The organism is Flavobacterium sp. 270 (genome assembly GCF_004368785.1).
GTDB lineage: Bacteria > Bacteroidota > Bacteroidia > Flavobacteriales > Flavobacteriaceae > Flavobacterium.
Genome location: NZ_SODM01000002.1, coordinates 840,569 through 858,676, shown reverse-complemented (window position 1 = coordinate 858,676; position 18,108 = coordinate 840,569). Strand labels below are relative to the sequence as shown.

Here is an 18,108-nt window from a genome sequence, read left to right as displayed (position 1 = left end):
GCAATTGCGAGGCTTAATAAGTTAAAAAACAGCTGTTATTTTTTTATAAACTTTTTAGCAGTTATTTTTTGACCGTTATTCACTTCAATTATATAAATACCTGTATCTAATTTGCTTACGTCAATTGGATTTTCAGACAATTGACCCGTGCTTACTAGCTGACCTAAAGTATTTGTAATTTTAAAAGTAGATCCGTTATTTCCTATTGATGAGATATTTACTTCAGCATCAACCGGATTTGGATATAAGGTAAATGCAGCATCTGAACTGTCAACATCTGCAAGAAGATCATTAATAGCAGATGCTCCAGATGCAGTAATATTTATTGTATAATCTTCTACTTGTCCATAAGAAAAAGTTTCACAAGCAGTTGGAACTCCGTTGTACTTCATAGAAACTCTCATTCGTGTTGTTCCCAAAGCTGCTGTTGCAGGAATGGTTATAGATCCTGTAGCTGTAGAAGCTGTAGAAGTTGCTTTTGTGTAAACGGTTTCTCCAGAATCAGAAAAATCGCCATCTTGATTGTAATCTATAAACACCGCATAACCTTCGCTATAGACAGAAGAAGCCCATGTTGGCGTTATCGTAATGGTGTAAGCTGTTCCTCTGCTTGCATTTGTTGATACTGCCGTGAAATTTTCATAACCTGTTGTGGAAGTTGAAGTATTATTAATTGTTCCGAAAACCACTTTACCAATTCTTTCATCAGATGCACTATTTCCTTTTGAGGTACAATACGCAACTGTGCCAGCAAGTGTAGTTACACTCACAGTATTGCTAGAAGCAGAAGTATTTCCGGCTGCATCTTTGGCTTTTACAGAAAACGTATAAGCTGTAGATGCTGTAAGTCCGGTTACAGTATAACTTGTAGTTGTTACGGTTGCTTTAAGTGTTGCTCCTTGATAAACTTCATACCCAGTTACGGCAACATTATCTGTAGAAGCTGTCCATGATAGATTGGTTGTTGTGCTGGTAGTTCCAGAAGCTGCTAAAGAAGCTGGAGTACTTGGCGCAGTAGTATCGCTTGATCCGCCAGAATATGCCGCTCCAACTCCAACTGCATAAAATGCATTTGTTGTTGCAATAACTTCTGCAGAACCTGCTCCATATAAATCTATGGCAGATTGTATTCCGTAAGTTCTGGCATTGGCATAAGTTGAATTAGAACTTAAATAAACACTTTCTAAACGGAAAGCGATTTTTGCGGCTTTATCTATAGTAATTCCCGTCACATTGTAAACGCTTCCAATATCATTTGTTCCCGATTTACCTACAGACAAAATATAAAACCAGTGATTTAATACTCCCGAATTGGTATGAACACCACATTGGTCGTTATTGTTTGTTGGAGTACAATTTACACTTACCCAATACGTTCCGCCATAAGTATCTGGCTGTCCTTCAGAATTTGGATCACTCATAGAACGCAGTGCAAGATGTCCGGATCTTCTTTCTATGTCTTCCCCAACCAGCCACGTAGATTTTGTGGGTGCTGCACGGTACTCGATACAAGCTCCCCAAATATCAGAGAATGCTTCGTTCATTGCACCAGATTCTTTTTGATAAGCCAAATTAGCTGTGTAAGTACAAACAGCATGCGCAATTTCGTGACCTGCAACATCCAATCCTGTTAAAATATCAAATCCTCCCGTTCCTGTTCCGTCGCCGTAAGTCATCACGCTTCCGTTCCAGAAAGCATTATTGTTATTTGGATATCCAGCTGCTACTAAATTGTAATGTACATAACTCTTAATTTTGGCGCCTGCGTTATCATAGCTATTTCTGCCATGAACAGCAGACCAATAATCGTAAGTCATTTCGGCTCCCCAATGTGCATCTAGAGCACCGTTGTCTTTATTCGTGTTATTAAATTCTGCTGCAGTCCAGTTATTATCTGCATCGGTAAAATTGGTTGTTGGATAAGTTGCCGTTCTTGCAGAATTGTAAGTCTGGATTCCGTTTCCTCTTGTACCGTCAAGCAAAATATACGAAGAACCGCTTAACGTAGTCTGTATTGTCTGCGTTCCACTATAGCGAGTTGCGGCATTTGCGGCGGCAACAGCTAGCTTTGCATTAGAATTGCTTTTTTTAGTACCAACATTAGCTTTTCTATGACTGTTTTCGCCAACATGTTTTATTGTTGCATTATAAAACAAAACCTTTCCAGTTATAGCGTCTATATACAAATCACCGCGACTTAAAGGATTTGTCGCATAAATATCAAATTTGTAGGCTAGGTTAATTTTATCTGTAGTTCGTTCGGTTCCCTGAGTTTCCATATCCGGCAGAAAAACCAATTCTCCCTGTGGTTTTACATAATCCATTACTGCAGCATCCAGAGGAGAATCCCAAAGATATTCTTTGGCGCCTATGTGTGCGACAGCTTTATTAAATGCAGTTTGCGCAGACAGCTTTGGTGTTGCAACTGCATTTTTGATGTTGTAAAATTCTCCGTTCATCGAGGCAAGCTTCCCATTTTTAGAATGCAGAGTATAACTAGCAAATTCTACTTTGATGCCTTGTTCATAAAGTTGAAATTTTTCATGAATAAAACCTTCACGATCAGATTCTGTTTTAATTTTTGCAAAAGACTGATTGTCTTTTAGGCCTAACTGTTCTTTGAATACGGTATTAAAATCAGAACCTTTATAAGTTGATTTATCACTAAAGGTAATTAAACTAGGAAGTCCGTTTTCGGACAAGTTTTTCTGACTTACTCTTTTATCCTGCACTTGCGCAAAGGCGGATATTGAAAATGTAAAAGCAACAACGGTTGTTGTTAGAATTTTAGGTAAAGTACTTTTCATAAGCAAATTGTGGTTTTGAGTTAAAAAAATTTGGTTAAATTATCATCAAATAAAATATGTAAGTAAATACTTTATTTATTGAATAAAAATATACAAATTTTGTTAATTAAACGGACAAATTTGCCTTTAATCGATAAAATATAACATTTAGTCTTAAATAAACATTAAAAAATAACAAGAATCTCAGCAAGGACAACACTTTGGATAATTTTAAATTATTGTTCTGATAACTAACAATTTATAAATAAAATGCCCATAATTTCATTTTTAGATATAAGAAAATACAAATTAAAAGCTGAAAAACTTCTTTGGTAGAGAAAAAAGGAGAATCGCCTTCAATTTTTTTTATTTTAATATTGATTTGAAAAGTTAGAATTCTAATTAATTATCATTTATAAAGATTTTAAAGTAAATGAGTGCAAACAAATCATTTTCTTTATTTTTGTCTACACGAAAAATATGAAAATGCGAACATTTGTTATAGGCGACATACATGGAGGACTACTTGCGCTGCAACAGGTGTTAGAGAGAGCCGAAGTTACGAAAGAAGATACCCTTATATTTTTAGGCGATTATGTAGATGGCTGGAGTCAGTCTGCAGAAGTAATCGACTTTTTGATTGATTTAAAAAGCAAACAAAATTGTATTTGCATTAGAGGAAATCACGATCAGCTGGCATTGGACTGGCTGGAAAACCGACATGAAGATTTTGACGAGGAAATGTGGTATAAACATGGCGGTAAAGCTACCGTTGATGGCTACGCTAAACTTTCTGATGAAAAAAAGAAAACCCATATTGCCTTTTTAGAAAATTTACAGGATTATTATCTGGATGATGAAAATAGACTTTTTGTGCATGCCGGATTTACCAATTTAAATGGCGTAAGATGGGAATATTTCCCTAAGTTATTTTACTGGGACAGAACGCTTTGGGAAACGGCACTTTCTTTAAATCCAGATTTAAAAATTGACGATACGCTTTATCCTAAACGTTTTACGATATACAAAGAAGTTTTTATCGGTCATACTCCTGTAACCCGTATCGGGGAAACCACACCTGTAAATAGAGCTTGTGTCTGGAATGTTGATACTGGCGCTGCTTTCCGCGGTCCGCTTACGATTATGAATGTTGATACTAAGGAATACTGGCAGAGTGAGCCATTAAATGAGTTGTATTTTAACGAAAGAGGTAGGAATTAAGTTATTTAAAATCTACATTTGCCCCGCAAAATAATTAATATTTAAAATTTATGAAAAAGGTTATTACACTTTTGTTCTTAGTTTCATTCGGATTTGTAAATGCTCAGGAAGCCTTCTCAGGTAAAGGAGACATTAAAGTAAACGTTGGCGCTAATCTTCAAGATGGTGGTTCTGGAATCAAGGTTCTGTTGATTTTGGTTTGGGAGAAAATTTCTCTTTTGGTTTTGTTGCGAATTATTTATTGGGAGTTGACAACTTTAGCGGTTTTTACCATGGAGCTCCTAACGCATACAATGATTCGAAAGCAGATTTCGGAGATCGTTTTGATGCTAAAGCAAGAATCAATGCTAATTTATCAAGCGTTATTGGTGTTAAGCAATTAGACGTTTATCCTGGATTAAGCCTAGGTTTACATAATTTTGGAGGTCATGTTGGTGGACGCTATTTCTTTACTGAAGGATTTGGAGTTTTCACAGAAATCGGATTTCCTATTGCAAAATACGGAACTAATGATGATCCTTTTTACCACTTAAATAATCAAGCTACTTTTAGTTTAGGAGCTTCTTTTAACCTATAAGATTTTTTAACCGCAAAGGTCGCTAAGATTACGCAAAGGTTCGCAAAGACGAAGCTAGATTTTATAAAATAAGAAAACCGCCTAGATGGCGGTTTTTTACTTTATACATTTTAAAACTTTGCGTAATCTTAGCGACCTTTGCGGTTAATTTTTAAATCCTCATTTCCGGAATTTCTCCTTCAATAATTAAATCAGCTTCTGTAGAAGCAACGATATGCTCCACAGAAACACCTGGCGCGCGTTCTAAGAGCTTAAAACCCTTTTCTCTCACTTCCAGAACTGCAAGCTCAGTTACCACTTTTTTAACGCATCCTACGCCTGTTAATGGCAAAGTGCATTTTTTTAGGATTTTAGATTCGCCTGCTTTATTTACGTGCATCATCGCAACAATGATATTTTCGGCAGAAGCAACCAAATCCATTGCGCCTCCCATTCCTTTTACCATTTTACCCGGAATTTTCCAATTGGCGATATCTCCGTTTTCAGAAACTTCCATTGCGCCTAAAATTGTTAAATCAACTTTCTGGCTTCGGATCATTCCGAAACTAAAAGCAGAGTCAAAAAAACTTGCTCCCGGAAGCGTTGTAATTGTTTGTTTCCCAGCATTGATAATATCAGCATCTTCTTCTCCCGCAAAAGGAAAAGGTCCCATGCCCAGAACTCCATTTTCACTCTGAAATTCTACCGCGATATCTTCACGCACATAATTGGCAACCAAAGTCGGAATCCCGATTCCAAGATTAACAAAATAGCGGTCTTTTACTTCTAGAGCAATTCGTTTTGCAATATCTTCTTTTGTCAACATATTTTTTAATGTGTCAATTTGTTAATGTGTCGATTAGTCAATTTGATAATTAGATAATGACTACACCATCTAATAATTATCACATTTTCTAATTATCTAATTTTTTTGACGAACGGTGCGTTGTTCAATTCTCTTTTCAAATTTTTCTCCCTGAAAAATACGCTGTACCATAATTCCGGGAATATGAATCTGATTTGGATCAAGTGTTCCAACAGGAACCAATTCTTCAACCTCAGCAATTGTGATTTTTCCGGCACCAGCCATACACGCATTAAAGTTTCTGGCAGTTCCTTTGAAGATTAGGTTTCCGGCTTCGTCACCTTTCCATGCTTTTACAATGGCATAATCTGCTTTAAAGGCTTCTTCCATGATATGCATTTTCCCGTTGAATTCGCGAACTTCTTTTCCTTCTGCAACTTCGGTTCCGAAACCTGCGGGCGTAAAAAAAGCAGGAATTCCGGCTTGAGCCGCACGACAGCGTTCGGCTAAAGTTCCTTGTGGTGTAAGTTCAACTTCTAATTCACCCGAAAGCATTTGACGTTCAAACTCTGCGTTTTCGCCCACATAAGACGAAATCATTTTTTTGATTTGCTTTTTCTGCAATAACAGTCCGAGTCCAAAATCATCAACACCTGCATTATTAGAAATACAAGTTAAATCTGAAATTGATGTGTTTACCAAAGCTGCAATTGTATTCTCAGGAATACCACAAAGTCCAAAACCGCCAAACATAATTGTCATACCGCTTTTGATTCCTTCTATCGCATCCTGAACATTATCTACTTTTTTTGTTATCATAACAAACTGTCTTTTATTATCGTGTAATTTTGATAAAAATAAGATTTTTAGATTAATTTATAACGATTTCGTAAAATTAATTGAGCAAAAAAATATCCTTTTGTCGCTTTCTGAATTTCAGAAGATACAAAAGGATATTTTTATATTAGAAATAAAACGTATTACAGTTCGAACTCGTCTGTATTTTGTTCTGTTGTTGTGGTGTCTTTTACTTTTGGCGCGCTGTAACAATCTACTTTTATAGAAAGATTTGCCGGACGCTCAAATTCTGATTTAGAAACCTGAAGTCCCGGATCTGCATAACAAAGTTTCATAAAATAACCCCAAATTGGTAATGCAGCAGTTGCACCTTGTCCGTAAGTTAAACTTTTGAAACGTGCAGAACGATCTTCACATCCAACCCAAACTCCCGTTACTAAGTTCGGAACCATACCCATAAACCATCCATCAGATTGATTTTGTGTTGTTCCGGTTTTACCAGCAATTGGATTTTTGAACATATATGGATATCCTGTCCAGCGATTGTCACCGCTTCCTCCCCCTTGTGTACGTAAACGCGCACCAGAACCGGTTTCGGTTACACCTTGAAGTAATTTAATTACTGCAAAAGCAATATCTTTATTTAATACATCATGAGATTCTGGAATTGGCTCATAAATAACCTCTCCGCTTTTATTCTCAATACGGCTTAAAAATTGTGGTTTTACATAAACTCCTTGATTTGCAAATGTGCTGTAAGCTCCAACCATATCTTCAACCGTAATATCTACTGCACCAAGCGCGATAGAAGGTTGTGCCGGAATTTCTGTTTTTACACCCAATTTATGAGTTAATTCTACAACCGCTTCTGGACCAACGCGGTCTATTAATTTTGCAGAAACTGTATTGATAGAGTTTGCCAAACCTTGTTTTAAAGTTACCATTCCGCGGTATCTGTTGTCAGAGTTTCTTGGTTCCCAATCTTCGGTTACATTATGACGCCCTTTATGAATCATAAATGGTCCGTCAAGAATAGAATCACAAGGAGACATATTCAATTGTTCGATTGCAGTTGCGTAAACAAAAGGTTTAAAAGTAGAACCTACTTGTCTTGCTCCCTGTCCTACGTGATCATATTGAAAATATTTGTAATTAATACCTCCAACCCACGCTTTAATTGCTCCGGTTTGTGGCTCCATCGCCATTAAACCTGACTGTAAAAAGTGTTTGTAATAACGAATAGAATCCAAAGGTGTCATTATTGTATCACGTTCCCCTTTCCAGGTAAATACTCTCATTTGAGTTTTTACTTTGAATGAAGCAATGATATCATCTTCGCTTTTATCTAAATCTTTCATGATCGCCCAACGTGTTGAGTTTTTCATGGCCTGCATCATAATTCGCTCGGTTTCTGCTTGAGTGATATTTACGAAAGGCGCATTTTTATTGTTTTTCATTTCAATAAAAAACTGCTGTTGTAAATTCTTCATGTGCTCAGAAACTGCTTCTTCAGCATGCAATTGCATTCTAGAATCTATAGTAGTATAAATTTTCAGTCCATCTTTGTAGATATCATAATCAGAACCGTCTGGTTTTTTATTCTCCGTCATCCATTTTTTCATGTAATCACGAAGGTATTCTCTAAAATAAGTAGCTGTTCCTTCTCTGTGGCTTTCTAATTTAAATTTTAAAGCAATTGGCAAAGCTTGCAATCTTAATTTTTCTGCAGAAGAAATCATTTTTGCTTTTTCCATTTGCGAAAGCACCACATTACGACGATTTTTTACTCCTTGCGGATTACGAACCGGATTGTATAATCCTGAATTCTTGAACATTCCGACTAAAATAGCCGATTCGTCCATAGTTAAATCTTTTGGATCTTTAGAGAAATACGTTTGTGCTGCAGAACTTACTCCAACAGAATAATTTCCGAAATCATAAACGTTGCAATACATTGCCAAAATTTCGTTTTTGGTGTATTGTCTTTCCAGACGAATGGCAATAATCCATTCTTTTATTTTTTGTACAATTCTAAAAGGAAGGAACTTAGAGCCTTCTCCGTGAAATAATTGTTTTGCTAATTGCTGTGTTAAAGTACTTGCTCCTCCGTTTGTTCCTAAAGTGAAAACGGCTCTTAAAGTTCCACGTCCGTCAATTCCAGAATGTTCATAAAAACGTGCATCTTCGGTCGCAACCAAAGCTTCAACAAGGCTTTTTGGAAGATCTGAATATTTAAGCTGCGATCTGTTTGTTTTGAAATATTTACCGATCACAACTCCATCAGAAGAAATAATTTCGGTAGCCAGATTAGAATCCGGATTTTCTAAATCTTCAAAAGACGGCATTGAACCGAATAATCCCCATGAGGCAAATAAAAAGAAAGCTAGAATACCCAATAAAGTGTAGGCAAATATTCTCCAGAATTTCTTTTTGTAGTAATTAATATCTTTAACGCTATTGGATTGATTGTTTTTTTTAGCAGCCATAACTATTTATCTAATCTTTTTGTTCTATTCTAAAACCAACGTCTGTAATACCTTCTAATGCTTCAACCCCAGGAATTTTTCCTGATTGGCGAACTGCTTGCTTAATGTGTACTTTGTATTTTCCTCTAAACTTCACATTCTCTTTGTAAAACAGTTTACTTTCTTTTATGTCTGTAAAACCATTTCCTAGCAGTGTTCCGTCTGGATTTGCCATTTGATATTCTAAAGTATCCACTTTTGTAAAACCGCTTGGTGTTTCCAGAGCTACAATCAAAAACAAATTATTAAACGGATAATTGTTATTGTCTCTTAAATTTACAAACAGATTGTACTTTTTGGTAGAATCTAAGACTGGCAGATTAAAAGTTACAATACTGTCTTTGTGCCACGCACTTCCAACAGATTTATACTCGTCAAATACTCTTTTTTTATCACAAGAAAAAAGAAGTATTGCCGCCAAAAGAAGAATACCGCTATTTTTTATTCTCATTTTTAGTAATAATTATAGGTTTTCTTGGCTCAGCCGGTTTATTGTCATTCTGTTGTTTTGGTTTATTCGAATGATTTGGCCTGTTATTATTGTTATTATTATTTGGCTTATTTCCTTTATTTGGATTTCCGCCAGCTGGTTTATTGTTGTTGTTGTTATTAGCATTGCCTTGCGGTTGTGGTTTAACCGGAGCTGCAACAGTCGCGTTTTCGGCATTTGGTTTGCGTTTGCGATTTGGCTTTTTCTTTCTTTTTGGCTGATCAAAACGAGTTAAACTCTCCTGACCCATTGCATTGTTAAAGTCTTTTTCAGGTTCTGCAATTACTTCAATAGCAAAATCTTCAAGTGAAGAAACTTTGTTTTTCTGTTTATTTTCTGCAATAATTTCTTTTACCTGATCAATTTTTAAAACGTGCCAGTTTGCAAAATTATTCGTGTAAGCAAACCACATTAATCCTTTAAAAATATCTTGTTTTTGGCAGACAGCATCTCCTTTTTCTGTAACCAGTTTGGTATCGTAATCCGGAAAATCCTTTAAGGCGTCCATGTACGTATCCAATTCGTAGTTCAGGCAGCATTTTAATTTACCACATTGTCCTGCCAGTTTTTGCGGATTTAAAGAAAGCTGCTGATAACGTGCCGCAGAGGTATTTACACTTCTAAAATCGGTAAGCCATGTAGAACAGCAAAGTTCTCTTCCGCAAGATCCAACACCGCCTAAACGAGCTGCTTCCTGACGGAAACCTACTTGTTTCATCTCTACTCTTGTGCTGAATTCTTTAGCAAAATCTTTAATCAGCATTCTAAAATCGACTCTGTCATTTGCCGTATAGTAAAATGTTGCTTTAGATCCGTCGCCTTGAAATTCGATATCAGAAATTTTCATTTCCAGCTTGTGCTGAATAGCCAATTCACGCGCACGAACTTTCATTGGTTCTTCGCGGTCACGGGCTACAGACCAAATATCAATATCTTTTTGAGATGCTTTTCTGTAAATTTTTGGAACTTCGTTACTATCTGGATTTGCTCCTTTTTTCTTCATTTGAATTTTTACCAATTCTCCTGTCAAAGTAACAATACCAATATCATGTCCTGGCGAAGCAACAGTTGCTACAATATCGCCAATACTTAAAGTTAATTTCTCTGAATTTCTAAAAAATTCTTTACGTCCGTTTTTAAAACGAACCTCAACACAATCAAAAATTGCCTCTCCATTAGACGGACTCATGTTTGCAAGCCAGTCAAAAACCGTCAATTTATTGCAGCTATCGGTGCCGCAAGTCCCATTATTTTTACAACCTTTTGGTGCGCCACCATCTGAGGTTGAACAACTTGTACATGCCATAATATATATGTAGTGCCGCAAAAATGCAGCTTAAGTTCATAAACGTTTGATCGGTAAAGATAGTATTTTTTTTATTTGGCTATTTATGGATTACTTCTAAAGGGTTGTTAAATAAAAAAGTGCTTCCTTGTTTATTGAGAATTCTTTGATATTCATTCCTCTTTCTCTAAAATTTTTAAACAATTTAGGCTAAAAAATCTTATTCGGTTATTTTTATGATTTAAATAGTTATTTTAAATTTTTATTCTGAAATATATTTATCGTTTTTATGTTTTATCTTACAGTATCATTGAAGAAGTCTAAATTCTAGATTTCAGTTCTTATTCATTTTAATCTTTCATTACTAAATATCAATAAAAATGCAAACACAAAACCAGATTGAAAGTTTCCTTTTTCAGGGAAAATTTGACGAGGCCAGAGAATGTCTAAATAACGGAGAAACTTTTAACGAGCAATATCTCAACAACAATTTTTTGCAGATAGCGACTAAAATCATTGACGCCAAAGAAATTGATTTTATAGAAAAACTCATAAAAGCCGGTTTTATTGAGACTGATATTTATGAACTGGACAATTTTGACAAATCAATATTCAGTTCTTTGACCCGATATTTAAAAGATGACGACGAATCGATTCTTTTTTTCAAAGAATTGATGTCAAAAATGGATAACATAAATGACGAAATCAGCGATCAGACTTTGTTAGGTTATTTTTTTGAAAAAGGCGCTTCGCCAAAAGTCATTAAAACACTCATTGATGATTTTGGTGCAAATACCCAATATAAAAATAACGCCGGAGAAAATTTCATTTACAAAGTAATCAACACTTATGGGCATGAAGGAGAGAAAGTAAAAGAATATATTTCGATTCTTTTAGATAATGGTGTAGACATCAACGAAAAGAATATTGTCGGAACAACTCCGTTAATGTGCGCTGTCAAAAGAAACAGAAAAGAATTGATTTCCTTTTTACTTGAAAATGGCGCAGATCCTAATGAAACCGATAATTCAAACAATACTGCATTTTATTATGCCGTTGCAGAGCAATTTTCATTTGATATGTACGACGCTTTAGCATCCGTTTCTTCACCTGATTTTAATATTGTGAATAAAGACGGACGTACTTTATTAACTAATTTTATCAGCAGTATTTCCGGTTCTCCTACTGAAATTACATTTTTAGAACGCTTATTATCAGATGGCGCCGATATTAATTTCTGCGCTCAGTATTACGGACAGCCTAAATCAGGAATTGATTTTGCTGTGGAAAAAAAATCAGAGATTTTAAAATCGGTTTTAGACAATGCTTCAATAGATGTTAACGAACAGGATAATCTGGGAAATACGATTTTGCATAAAGTTTGCGCTTACAATGTCAATTATGATGCTGAAATGGCAAAAGAAACGTATCGAAAAGTAAAATTACTATTAGATCAGGGAGCTGATATTTCGATTACCAATGATAAAGATGAAACTGCTTTAATGCTGGCTTCGGGCGATAATTTGAAAATCAAAACCGTCGAACTTTTAATGAAACAATAAACAATCATTTACTTAAAAAGAGAAATTCATGTCAATGTCATTTATAATTGCCTGTGAAAACGGCAACCGAAAAATCGCCGAATTATTACTTCAGAATAAAGAAGTAGATGTAAAATATACGGATGAAAAAGGAAGAACAGCACTTCATTATGCGGCGCATCGCGGTTATTTGGATATCGTAAAAATAGTGACCGAAGACGGTGCCGATCTTAATTATGAAGATCATCAGGGAGAAACGCCTTTGTACTTTGCCTGTCTTCAAAAACAAAAGCAAACGGCTTTGTATCTTTTAGAAAACGGTGCCGAAATTACTAAAAACGATAAATACGGAAACAGTCTGTTACATTTGGTAGTTCAGACGGCTCAAATTGAAATTGCAACAAAGTTGCTTGAAGCAGGAACAGATGTTAATCTACTGAATAACAATGGAGAAACGCCTCTTTTATTAGCCTCAGCAAAACTTAATAGAGAAATTATTCAACTACTTTTAAACAAAGGTGCCGATATAAATGTAACCGACAAACAAGGAAATACACCATTACTTTATGCTTGTTACACTAAATCAATTCCGATGGTGACCTTACTTTTGGATAACGGGGCAGACATTAATCACGTCAATCATTCTGGAGAAAACGCACTTTTGATTGCCTGTTACGAAACCAACAGAATGCTTGCCAAATTATTGGTAGAAAGAGGTGCTGATGTTTTTACTTCAAACAATAACGGCTACTCTCCTATATGGTACGCCTGTGCGAATAATCAAAAGGAAATTGTGTCTTTATTTCTGGAAAATGGAGTCGATGTTAATTACAGTAAACCGGTTGCCGGAGATACTTCTTCAATGAATGATTATCTGGATTGGGTTGTAAGTGCTACCAATATTTCGAACGAATCTAGTTTTACCTTAAACAGCTCTTACAATTACGGAGGAGAAAGCCTTCTGCATGTTGCTACCAAAAAAGGCAATCTGAGTATGGTAAAATTACTTATTGAAGCCGGGGCGAACATCAACATTCAGGACGAATCAGGAAATACGCCTTTACATTACAGTGCTGCAAACGGAAAGAAAGATGTGGTGAAATATTTATTAGAAAATAAAGCCGATGCATCTATTGTAAACGTAAAAGAACAAAAAGCAATTGATTATTCGAATGTGAAAGGGTTTAATGAAATAACTGAATTGATTTTGAAATATGCACCATCAGGAACGGTTGTCACTCCGATTCATAAAGATGAAACTCCAAAAACAGATTTAGGAAATTCTATGGAAGGAAAGAAAAAAGCATTATTAGATTTAAAAGAACTTTTGGATGCGGGAATCTTAACTTCGGAAGAATTTGATTTAGAAAAAAGTAAAATTTTAAAAGGATAAATAATAAACAAAATTAAAAATGAAAAAAATCTTAAATAAATCTATAATAGTATTATTGCTAATGGCTGGGAATCTTACTTTTGTATCTTGTTCCAACTTTTCGCCAGAAAAAACTTTTGATGTTGCCGTTTTAAATTCGAATTTACTATCTCGATTTGGAAGCAAAGAAATCAACTATAAATTAGAATCTGAGGCTCAGGTTTATGATGAAAGTCAAAAAAAGATGATTTCTTCTTCTTATCAGGATGCTTTTAAATACGACATATCCAATTTAGAAATCCGATTAAAATCCATTACAGAAATACCGGAAGATGATGACAATAAAGAAATCCTTCAAGCTTCTAAAGACTTATTTTCTTATGTAATTGCGAAACAAAAAGAAGGTTATTTGCCAATTGCGAAAATGAAAGACGAAAAAGCTTCGCCGGAACAAATACAAAAAGCAATTGCCGATTTTGATGCTTCCACTCAAACCGAAGCTGATGCCAAGTTTACCAAATTGATGATTGTTGGTAAAGCATACGCCGAGAAGCATAACATTGATGCTAAGTTTGGTATTTAAGAACTGACAAACTCCAACAAGAGCATAATTAAACCGAAAAAAACAAATGATTAAAACTTTAAAACCCTCCCTATTTGTTTCTTTTATTGTATTGATTCTCGCAGTTAGTTGTAAAGATTCTAAAACAACTACGAAAACAGACAACACTGAAGTTGTCGATCTTAAAGAAGTCCCAGAAGTGGAAGAAACTGCGGTAGAAGTAAAACAAGAACCTACAGCTTTTATTCCCAAAAATTGTGTTCCTTTTGACACTATTTACGGCGACTTAAATAAAGATGGGGTTGAAGATTTAGTTTATATGATAAAAGGCACAGATAAAAGCAAAATTATCACACACGAATATCGAGGCCAATTAGATCGTAATCGACGAGGACTTATTATTCTTTTCAATACCAAAAATGGCTACAAACTGGCCGCTAAAAATTACGATTGCTTTTCTTCTGAAAATGAAGATGGAGGTGTTTATTATGCTCCTGAATTATCTATTGAAATTGATAAAGGGAAATTATTTGTAAGTTATGCCCATGGAAGATATGGTTATTGGTCCTATACTTTTAAACATCAAAATAATGATTTTGAACTGATTGGTTATGATGGAAGCAGTAATCGTGGTCCAATAGTACTTAGTGACGTTAGCATCAATTTCCTGACGAGACAAAAAATTGTTAATCAAAACGTGAATGAAAACACCTATGATGGGGATGAAATTTTTGAGAAAACCACAACTAAAATCAGAAGGACTCAACTGATAAAATTGTCTGAAATTAAAGATTTTGATGAACTGGATTTTTCAGACGAATAAATCTGGTTTTCTATGTCGGTTAACTCCATAAAAAGAGCCGTAATAATCACGGCTCTTTATCTTTTTATATATTTTTTAGGTCTCTTTAACTGTAATAATCTTCACCGGACAAGCTTTCGCCGCCAATTCACAACTTTCTGCAATGGCATGATTTGGTGATTTCAATGTAAAAAAGCCTTTTGCATTTTGCGAATGAAGCAAAACGGATTTACCATCTTTTTTAGACATTTGAAAATGAATAGGATCCATTTCTACACAATAATTGCAGCCGATGCATTTTTCTCTTTGTAAAGTGATGATAACCATTACGCCTCCACAATTTTATATAATTTGTCCGACATTCTAATTCTGAAAGGAATTTTGAAAGTACAATCGTCTCCTTTTGAGGCTTTTTCTGCCACAAGATCATTTACGAACATTTCGTCAATAATCATTTCCTGAGCACCTGTGCTTGGACCGATTACGAGAATTTTATCTCCAATTTTAATATCGTAAGCTTCAATTTTAAATTGTCCGACTTCCGCTTTTGGAAAATAATGTGTTCCTTTTCCAACATACACTTTCTTCTGCGTTGCTGCAGATCCAGGAATATCACTCCACTCACCCAATTCCTGCCCCAGATAATAGCCTGACCAGAAACCGCGATTGTAAACGGTATTCAAATCTTCCATCCAAGCTGCTGTTTTTTCGTTTGAGAAAGTTCCGTCGTAATAAGCATCAATTGCTTCGCGATAGGTTTTGGTTACTGTTGCTACATATTCCGGCGCACGGCCGCGACCTTCTAATTTCAAAACCTGAATTCCTGAATCTATCACCTGATCTAAGAAATCCAGCGTACATAAGTCTTTTGGAGACATCATGTATTCATTATCCAATTCGATTTCAAAACCGGTTTCCTGATCGATAACGGTATATTTTTTTCGGCAGTTTTGTTTGCAAGCGCCACGGTTTGCAGATGAATTATGCGAATGAAGACTTAAATAACATTTTCCTGAAACCGCCATGCACAAAGCACCATGTCCAAAAATTTCGATTTCGACTAAATTTCCGTTTGGACCTTTGATTTGTTCTTTTTCAATCTGCTCAGTGATTTTCTTTACTTGTCTCAAACTCAATTCACGACTTAAAACCATGGTATCAGCAAACAAACTGTAGAATTTTATGGTCTCGATATTGGTTACATTCAACTGCGTAGAAATATGCACTTCCATTGCAATAGACCTCGCCATCGCAATTACAGCCTGGTCAGAAGCGATTACTGCGGTAATTCCAGCTTCTTTGGCTTTATTTAAAAGTGTTTTTACTACCGATAAATCGTGATCGTAAATTATAGTGTTTAAAGTCAAATAACTGCGGACATTTTTAGTTTCGCAGCGATTTGCAATTTCTTTTAAATCATCAATTGTGAAATTTACTGTCGAACGTGCGCGCATATTCAATTGTTCTACACCAAAATAAATAGAATCAGCTCCATTATCGAGCGCTGCTTGAAGTGACTCAAAACTTCCTGCCGGAGCCATGAGTTCAATTTTATTGTTAAGTGTCATTGTAGTTTGCATTCTGTTCTAATGGTCAAAGCCACTGTTTATCCTCATTAGTTTTCAAATCTAGCCATTTAAGCAATGGGCAAAAATAATGTGGATATGCATTACATTTCTATGATATATATCATACTTTATGTTTTAAAAAATTATTTGCAGTGGTTTTTAAAACAAAGCCCACGGCTGAAACCGTGGGCTTTGTTTTAAAATTGGGAAGTATTTTTTCAATTAAAAAATCAATTAATTCCTAATGGAGTTTAGTTGATCAAATGGTATGCATTCCTACTTTGGCAAAAGATCTTTTGCTAATTTACAATTTTATATAATTTATCCGATAAACGAATACGAAATGGAATCTCAAAAGTAACTCGATCTCCTTTTTTTGCAGTGGTATTTGGAGCATTGTTAACAATCATTTTTTCTAGAACCAATTCCTGATCACCAGTAGTTGGGCCAGAAATTAAGATTTTATCACCAACGTTTAATTCTTGGTTTTCAATAGTAAATTGTCCAACTTGTGCTTTTACATAATAATGTTCCGCTTTTCCAAGAAGCACTTTTTTTACTTTTATTTTCTGACGGATATCAGCTTGTTTTTCAGCAGGAGCCAAAGCTGTATCTGTTAATTCACCAGAATGTTTGAATTTTAAGTTTTCTGATTTTCCTTTTCTAAAGACTTTGTTTCCAATTTGTTTTCCAGTTCTCAATCTAACTTGGTCAACCAAAGGCATATGAATAACTTCAAGACATTCTGTTGAGCAGCAGTTTTCCATTGCACTTTTACATTCATCACATTGAATAAAAAGCAAATGGCAACCATCATTCTCACAATTCGTGTGATTGTCGCAAGGTTTTCCGCATTGGTGACATTGCGAAATAATATCATCAGTAATTCTTTCGCCTAGACGATTATCAAATACAAAATTCTTTCCGATGAATTTGCTTTCTAAGCCTTCTTCTTCCAGTTGTTTAGCGTAATTAATAATTCCGCCTTCCAATTGATACACATTTTTGAATCCTTGGTGCTTGAAATAAGCACTAGCTTTTTCACAACGAATTCCACCTGTACAATACATTACCAGGTTTTTATCGTCTTTATGATCTTTAAGCTGTTCGTTGATAATTGGCAGACTTTCTCTGAAAGTTTCAACATCTGGAGTAATCGCACCTTTGAAATGTCCAACTTCACTTTCATAATGATTTCTAAAATCAACCACAATTGTATTTGGATCTTCAAGGATATCGTTAAATTCTTTGGCTTTTAAGTGAACGCCAATATTGGTAACATCAAAAGTTTCATCGTTAAGACCGTCAGCGACAATTTTGTCACGTACTTTGATGGTTAATTTTAAAAAGGAATGGTCGTCATGTTCAACAGCTTCATTCAAACGTATGCCTTTCATGAAGTCGTAAACTTCAAGAGTTGCTCTAAAAGCTTCCAGATTTTCTTCCGGAATACTCATTTGAGCATTTATTCCCTCGTGAGCAACATAAATTCGGCCAAGCGCATCGAGTGCATTCCAGGCAATAAACAAATCGTCGCGAAATTTTTTAGGATCTTGAATTTTGGCATACGCATAGAAAGACAACGTAAGACGTTGTTTACCCGCATCATCGATCATGATGGCTCTTTCTTCTGCGCTTAAAGTGTTGTACAGTTGCATGCTATAAACAGTTTTTAAGTTTAGAATATTTTTTTGCAAAAGTATGCAAAAAGGTTCAAAGTTGCAAAGGCTCAAAGCGACAAAGGTTTTTGCTCAAAGGTGCAAAGGTTCAGAGTTACATAGCAACAAAGATTTTTAA

The 18,108-nt window shown here is 35.3% G+C and carries 14 protein-coding genes and 1 pseudogene; 6 read left to right on the top strand and 9 right to left on the bottom strand.

The annotated features are described in order from the left end of the window. Positions 1–35: 35 nt before the first annotated feature. Complete coding sequence (locus EV144_RS11030; protein WP_134148781.1) at positions 36–2,807, bottom strand: M4 family metallopeptidase; 2,772 nt, start codon at positions 2,805–2,807, stop codon at positions 36–38. Between the two features lie 465 nt (positions 2,808–3,272). On the opposite strand from EV144_RS11030, the gene EV144_RS11025 reads away from it, so the two are divergent. Next, positions 3,273–4,007, top strand: a complete 735-nt coding sequence (locus EV144_RS11025; protein ID WP_134148779.1) for a metallophosphoesterase family protein — start codon at positions 3,273–3,275, stop codon at positions 4,005–4,007. A gap of 50 nt (positions 4,008–4,057) precedes the next feature. Next, a pseudogene (locus EV144_RS11020) lies at positions 4,058–4,584 on the top strand (DUF6646 family protein). Positions 4,585–4,735: 151 nt separating this feature from the next. On the opposite strand, the gene EV144_RS11015 reads toward EV144_RS11020, so the two are convergent. The 5 genes from EV144_RS11015 to EV144_RS10995 form a co-directional block, all read right to left on the bottom strand. Next, positions 4,736–5,389 carry a 3-oxoacid CoA-transferase subunit B gene (locus EV144_RS11015; protein WP_134148777.1) on the bottom strand — a complete coding sequence of 218 codons (654 nt, stop codon included), beginning with the start codon at positions 5,387–5,389 and terminating at the stop codon, positions 4,736–4,738. 96 nt (positions 5,390–5,485) lie between these two features. After that, positions 5,486–6,187 (bottom strand): CoA transferase subunit A, encoded by a 702-nt coding sequence (locus EV144_RS11010; protein WP_134148776.1) that lies wholly within the window; start codon positions 6,185–6,187, stop codon positions 5,486–5,488. Positions 6,188–6,348: 161 nt separating this feature from the next. Beyond that, on the bottom strand, positions 6,349–8,652 hold the full coding sequence (locus tag EV144_RS11005) for a penicillin-binding protein 1A (protein ID WP_134148774.1): 2,304 nt from the start codon (positions 8,650–8,652) through the stop codon (positions 6,349–6,351). A 10-nt stretch (positions 8,653–8,662) separates the two neighbouring features. After that, on the bottom strand, positions 8,663–9,142 hold the full coding sequence (locus tag EV144_RS11000; protein ID WP_134148772.1) for a gliding motility lipoprotein GldH: 480 nt from the start codon (positions 9,140–9,142) through the stop codon (positions 8,663–8,665). Next, the gene (locus EV144_RS10995; RefSeq protein ID WP_134148769.1) at positions 9,126–10,487 is read right to left on the bottom strand and encodes a stage 0 sporulation family protein; all 1,362 of its coding nucleotides are present in this window, start codon (positions 10,485–10,487) and stop codon (positions 9,126–9,128) included. The genes EV144_RS11000 and EV144_RS10995 overlap by 17 nt, the downstream gene beginning before the upstream one ends. 359 nt (positions 10,488–10,846) lie before the next feature. Here EV144_RS10995 and EV144_RS10990 point away from each other — a divergent pair, with 359 nt between their 5' ends. The 4 genes from EV144_RS10990 to EV144_RS10975 are packed head-to-tail and all read left to right on the top strand — an operon-like array spanning position 10,847 to position 14,764. After that, positions 10,847–12,028: an ankyrin repeat domain-containing protein gene (locus EV144_RS10990; protein WP_134148767.1), complete on the top strand. Its 1,182-nt coding sequence runs from the start codon at positions 10,847–10,849 to the stop codon at positions 12,026–12,028. A gap of 28 nt (positions 12,029–12,056) precedes the next feature. Next, positions 12,057–13,400 (top strand): ankyrin repeat domain-containing protein, encoded by a 1,344-nt coding sequence (locus EV144_RS10985; protein ID WP_134148765.1) that lies wholly within the window; start codon positions 12,057–12,059, stop codon positions 13,398–13,400. A gap of 19 nt (positions 13,401–13,419) precedes the next feature. Then, positions 13,420–13,962, top strand: coding sequence for a hypothetical protein (locus tag EV144_RS10980; RefSeq protein WP_134148763.1), 543 nt, complete (start codon positions 13,420–13,422; stop codon positions 13,960–13,962). 46 nt (positions 13,963–14,008) lie between these two features. Continuing rightward, positions 14,009–14,764, top strand: coding sequence for a hypothetical protein (locus EV144_RS10975; RefSeq protein WP_134148762.1), 756 nt, complete (start codon positions 14,009–14,011; stop codon positions 14,762–14,764). 75 nt (positions 14,765–14,839) lie between these two features. On the opposite strand, the gene EV144_RS10970 is transcribed toward EV144_RS10975, so the two are convergent. The 3 genes from EV144_RS10970 to EV144_RS10960 form a co-directional block, all read right to left on the bottom strand. Then, a complete protein-coding gene (locus EV144_RS10970) occupies positions 14,840–15,070 on the bottom strand; it encodes a ferredoxin (protein ID WP_134148760.1) in 231 nt (76 codons plus the stop codon). Further along, complete coding sequence (locus EV144_RS10965) at positions 15,070–16,311, bottom strand: peptidase U32 family protein (RefSeq protein WP_134148758.1); 1,242 nt, start codon at positions 16,309–16,311, stop codon at positions 15,070–15,072. The genes EV144_RS10970 and EV144_RS10965 overlap by 1 nt, the downstream gene beginning before the upstream one ends. Before the next feature lie 299 nt (positions 16,312–16,610). Next, the gene (locus tag EV144_RS10960) at positions 16,611–17,969 is read right to left on the bottom strand and encodes a rhodanese-related sulfurtransferase (RefSeq protein WP_134148756.1); all 1,359 of its coding nucleotides are present in this window, start codon (positions 17,967–17,969) and stop codon (positions 16,611–16,613) included. Positions 17,970–18,108: the final 139 nt, after the last annotated feature.